This is a genomic window from Caulobacter sp. P1_B12_2 (genome assembly GCF_056406675.1).
The window spans coordinates 1-5,389 of sequence record NZ_JBFTZS010000328.1; the positions used below are offsets into that span (position 1 = coordinate 1).

The 5,389-nt window shown below is 68.5% G+C and carries 3 protein-coding genes and 1 pseudogene; 3 read left to right on the forward strand and 1 reads right to left on the reverse strand.

Features of this window, described 5'->3' with window-relative positions; all coding sequences use genetic code 11:
• A pseudogene (locus AC1DZ6_RS18175) lies at positions 1–228 on the forward strand (hypothetical protein); the annotation flags it as partial.
• A 25-nt stretch (positions 229–253) separates the two neighbouring features.
• Positions 254–2,485 carry a TonB-dependent receptor gene (locus AC1DZ6_RS18180; protein ID WP_477098547.1) on the forward strand — a complete coding sequence of 744 codons (2,232 nt, stop codon included), beginning with the start codon at positions 254–256 and terminating at the stop codon, positions 2,483–2,485.
• Positions 2,486–2,618: 133 nt separating this feature from the next.
• Here AC1DZ6_RS18180 and AC1DZ6_RS18185 read toward each other — a convergent pair whose 3' ends face one another.
• Positions 2,619–4,568 carry a cellulase family glycosylhydrolase gene (locus AC1DZ6_RS18185; protein WP_477098548.1) on the reverse strand — a complete coding sequence of 650 codons (1,950 nt, stop codon included), beginning with the start codon at positions 4,566–4,568 and terminating at the stop codon, positions 2,619–2,621.
• 95 nt (positions 4,569–4,663) lie between these two features.
• On the opposite strand from AC1DZ6_RS18185, the gene AC1DZ6_RS18190 reads away from it, so the two are divergent.
• A partial coding sequence (locus tag AC1DZ6_RS18190) for an MFS transporter (RefSeq protein ID WP_477098549.1) occupies positions 4,664–5,389 on the forward strand: 726 nt, incomplete at its 3' end.

The following is a 5,389-nucleotide window of genomic DNA, read 5'->3' on the forward strand; positions in this document are numbered from 1 at the left end:
ACCCTGGGCAAGCTCAAGGACCCGCCCTCGCCCGCCGACCGGGCGACGGCGACGCGCTGGGCCGACACCTGGGCGAGCTTCGCCAAGACCGGCGATCCCGGTTGGCCCCGATACGACCCGACCACCGACCAACGCATGACGGTGGCCAACGACGGCGCGGCCCTGAAGCCGACGCCGGACCGCATCCGCGCCCTGGGAGCCCTGAGGGACAACCAGGCCGGACGCTGAACATCAAAAAAGAAGAGGGGAAACTATGATCAGGTTGAAAGCAGTGCTGGCCGTGGGCGCTTCGCTCACCGCCCTGGCGGCGGGGCAGGCGATGGCCCAGGAGACCAAGGCCGACGAGGCGATGATGATCACCGAAGTGGTCGTCACCGCCCAGAAGCGCGAAGAAAAACTGCAGGACGTTCCGGTGGCCGTCAGCGTGGTCGGCGAGACCGAGCTGCAGCGCCGCAACATCGGCAACATCGACCAGCTGAAGCTGGTCGTCCCCAGCTTCGAGTCCACCTCGTTCGGCGTCTCGGTGCGCGGCGTGGGCACCTCGACCTTCTCGACCTCGATCGAGCCCACGGTCTCGACCGTGCTGGACGGCGTGGTGCTGGGCCGGCCGGAAATGGCGCTGGGCAGCTTCTACGACGTAGCGCGAGTGGAGATCCTGCGTGGTCCCCAGGGCATGCTGTTCGGCAAGAACGCCTCGGCGGGCCTGGTCAGCATCACCACCAACGCGCCCAAGATCGGCCGGCTGGAGGCCATCGGCAACTTCAACCTGGGCGAGGACGGCTACAACAAGTCCGACGCCACCGTGAACCTGCCGCTGGGCGACAAGGCCGCCTTGCGCGTCGGGGGCTTCGTCAACAAGCTTGACGGCGTGCTGAACAACAAAAAGGACGGCCGCCGGTTCAACGGCAACGACGAGTGGGGCGGTCGCGCCAAGCTGCTGTGGCGACCGAGCGACACGGTCGACGTGCTGATCACCGCCGACTACGCCAAGCAGGATCAGTCGCTCACCTGGTCGCCCTACGCGGTCAGCCCGACCGGCGCCCTGGCCTTCGTCTATGCCGGCTGCGGCGTGAAGGCCTCGCCCGACAACACCGACCTGTGCATCGACGGCCCGCAGTACAAGAACCGCGAGAACTACGGCTTCGCGGCCCAGGTCGACTGGAGCCTGCCGGGCGGCCAGACCCTGACCTCGATCACCGCCGGCCGGCGCGACTTCGACTACAGCAACGGCGACTCCGACAGCCTGCCGATCAACATCCTCAACGACAACATCTCCAACCAGGACCTGCGGCAGGTCAGCCAGGAACTGCGCCTGTCCTCCCCCACGGGCGGCAAGCTGGAATATGTGGCGGGCCTCTACTACTACCGTCAGAAGACGAACCAGGTGACCGACCAGACCGGCACCTTCGGGGTCTTCCCGGCGCCGGTTGTCAATTCCACGATCAACAGCCTGGTGGACGCCACCAGCTACGCCGCCTTCGGCCAGGCCCACTACCAGCTGACCGAGAAGCTGGCCCTGATCGCCGGGGCCCGCCTGACCCACGACAAGGTCAGCCTGGACTTCCGCCAGTTCACCCGCCCCGGCTACTTCGGCATCAATCCCACCGTCACCTTCGACGACACGGCAAAGGAAACCAACCTCTCCTGGCGGATCGGGACGCAGTACCAGTTCGCCGACCGGACCATGGGCTATGCGACGGTGTCGCGCGGCTACAAGGGTCCGGGCTTCAACCAGACCGGCGTCAGCAACACCACCACCAGCCAGGAGGTGGGTCCCGAGATCCCGACCAGCTACGAGCTGGGCGTGAAGACCGCCCTGCTGGGCGGCCTGGCCGTGCTGAACGTCGCGGCGTTCAACACCAAGTTCGAGGACTACCAGGCCCAGACCGTCGACTTCACCCTGACCCCGGCCGCGTTCCGCACGATCAACGCCGGCGATCTGAAGACCAAGGGGGTCGAAGCCGATCTGACGGCGATCGTCGCGCCCGGCCTGATGATCACCGCCGCGGCGGCCTATATCGACGCCAAGTACGGCGACTTCGCGCCGATCTCCTGCGACCCGCTGGTCACTCCCACGGGCTGCGTGCTGATCGCGCCAGGCCTCTACGGCTACGACGCCTCAGGCCAGCGCCTGAGCGGGGTGTCCAAGTGGAAGGCCAGCCTGGCCGCGGTCTACGAACGCTCGATCGGCCATGGCCTGGAGCTGTCGGCCTCGGCCGACTACGGCTGGCGCGACGGCTACAACGCCTCGGCCACCGGCGATCCCAACACCAAGATCGACAGCTACGGCGTCCTGGGCGCCACGGTCGGGATCGGGTCCGAGACCGATCGCTGGAAGCTGGCGGTCTGGGGCAAGAACCTGACCGACCAGCGCTACCCCAGCGCGCTGTTCGGCACGCCGTTCGGCGGCAAGGGCGACTACAGCCAGGTGCTGACCGCTGACGCCTTCCGTCGCTACGGCGTCACCCTGAACCTGCGCTACTGACGAAACGGGGTCGGCCTGGCGGTCTTGCAGGCCAGGTCGACCTCGAACGCTGAGGCCCGAGGCTTCGCGTCCTTGACCGGAGGGGAAACCCCCTCCGGTCTTTTTTGTTTGGGTATCCGAGCGAACGGGGGCCTCAGGCCCCCTCCACCACGATCTCGAGCGGCCCGGCCTCGACGGCCCAGACCAGCACCTTCTGCGCCGCCCGCTCGTGGGTCCAGCGCGCCCCGGCTTGCGAGACGCTGACGCGCACGCCGTTCGGGAACCGCACTTCCGGGACATAGATTTCGGTCGGCGCCCCGATGACGGGATCAGCCTCCAGCCCCAGCTCGAAGCGTCCGTCAGCATAATGCATCGCGCTGATAACGCCCTGGACCATCGGCGCGTACGGCCGGCAGAAACCCAGCAGGCCCCGCGCCCCGGCGTCCGGGTCGTTGCGGCCCGGATCGCCCGCCTGGTCGGGCGAGAAGATCGACAGGTCCTCCTGGTTCCAGCCGTCGCCGATCCGCAGGTCGTTGCGGTTGCTGGCCGTGTAGTTCCACTGGGTGGACGACAGTTGCAGGGCGTCCATGGCGTCGTACATCAGCGCCAGCGCCTGGGCGTGGGCGTCCCACACGCCCTCCCCGCGCTCGCCCCGCGCCCAGGCCTCGAAGGCTTCGCCGCCGTTCAGGTCATAGGGAATGCCGAACTCGCCGATCAGGGTCGGCGCGCCGTCCTGGCCGAACCGCGTGCCCAGCCAGGCGATATAGGCCATCTGGTTGAAGTAGCGGGCGCGCAGGGCGTCGGTGTCCTGGTCGGGATCGAACCGCTTCTTGCGCAAGATGTCGATGTCGTACCAGTGGGTGGCGTTGACGCTGCGCTCAGGCATGGCGTCGGGGAACATCCGGCCGGTGCCGACCAGGTACGGGCAAAGCTCGGCGAACAGCAGCCAGTCAGGCCGCACGGCGCGCATGGTCTCGGCGACCCGGGCGAAGAACGGCGCCATGCACTGGTTCTCGTGGTCGATGGGCTGGCCGTCGCGCAGGCGGAAGAAGTCCTCATCCAGCACCGTGTCGCCGGTGTCGTCGAACCGCCAGGCGCCGGCCTGTTCGAACGGGTCGGGTCCGTCGTTCAGCCAGATCGACGCRCCCGCCAGATTGGCCGGCTCTTCGTCGATCACTTGCAGCACGCCGCGCTCGTCGCTCCAGCCCAGGCGAGCGATCGACACCGTCCGCCCCCGGGCGGCGCGCAAGCCGTCAAGCGGTGTCCAGGCGCGGCCCGGCCAAATCGGCAGCGGATCGGCAGGCGTCGCCTGAAGGCGCGGCGTGCTCATCGGCAGGCCGACCCAGCCCAGCCCAGGCTCGTTGAAGCTGTCGAAACCCACGACATTGTCCAGGTGCGCCACGCGCCGGGCCACCGCCGCCATCGCGCCCAGATAGTGGTCCTGCAGGAAGCGCTGGACGTTGCGGCCGTCGACCGTCCAGTCGGGAGTGAGAATCTCGCCGGCGAAGAAAGCGGTCCAGGCGATCCCGTTGGCGGCGAGGCGGTAGTTCCCCGCCCAGCTCATCATTGGATAGCGGTCTTCCTGGCGGGCCTCGGCGCTGGCGTAGTCGTAGCGGTGCTGCATGACGTGGGCGGCGTCGGCGGCGTCGAAACGCGTGAAGTCCAGGCCCAGCGCCTCGAACACCCAGCCCGGCGCGCCGTCGCCGCCGCTCATCCGGCTCCAGACGTCCTGGTGGAAGTCGACGAACACGAACAGGCCATGGGCCCTGGCCCGTTCGACCACGGCGGCGAAATAGTCGAGATAGTCCGCGTCGTACTGGCCCGGCCCCGCGTGCTCGACAGCCTCCCAAGTGGTCAGCAGGCGCAGGGTGTTGAAGCCCCATCGCGCGATGCGCCCCAGGTGCTGGTCGGCCTCCTCCAAGGGGAACGGTCGACCGATGAAGCTGACGGTGCGGTGGTCGGAAAAGTCGCTGGGCCGGTCGGTGCCGCCGTCGGGCCAGGGGACCTTGCAGTCGCCCCCCAGATTGACCCCGCGCAGGATGGCGTGCCGCCCGTGCGCATCGACGAACCGACTTCCCCGAACATCGATCAGCGGCTTTGACATTCCATCCCCCCAGAGGCATTGTGGTTTCGTTATACAACTGGTGAATAAACGGGGAGGACCGGTTGGTCCAGCCCTGACGGGGAGACGGGGAAGAGATGGCAAGCTTGATCCAGGGCGACGCGCCCAGGCTGACGGCCGTCCGCAAGGCGGCGATCGGGCTCGGGGACTTCGGGTTCAACCTGTATTGGCAGACGGCGGGGCTCTACCTGCTGTACTTCTATACGGACGCCCTCGACCTGCCGGCCGCGACGGCCGGCTTCATCTACATGGCGGCCCTGATCTGGGACGCGGCGCTGGATCCGGTCCTAGGCATGGTGGTCGATCGCACCCGCTCGCGCATGGGCCGCTATCGCCCCTACCTGCTTTTGGGCGCGGCGCCGCTGGCCTTGGGCTTCATGGCCCTGTTCGTCGGCCCCGCCGCGCCGACCGCGGGCGCCATAGCGTTCGCTGCGATCACCCACATCCTGTTCCGCACCCTCTACGCCGTGGTCTCGATCCCCTATGCGGCGATGTTCGCCCGCATCACCCAGGACAGCACCCAGCGGGGCGACATGGCGGGCGTGCGGATGGTGTTCGGCACCCTGGCGGCGATCGCCGTCGCCGCCCTGACCCTGCCGCTGGCCCAGGCCCTGTCGACGCCCGAGGCGCCGCGCCGCGGCTGGCTGATCGTGGCCGGCGTCTACGGCGTGATCGCCGCCCTGTGCCTGCTGGCGGTGGCCTGGGCCACGCGCGGCCTGGACGTCGCCGACGAAGAGCCCCCCGCTCCGCGCCCGGTGCGCGCCGTGGTCGCCAGCCTGCTGGCCAACCGCGCGCTGCTGCTG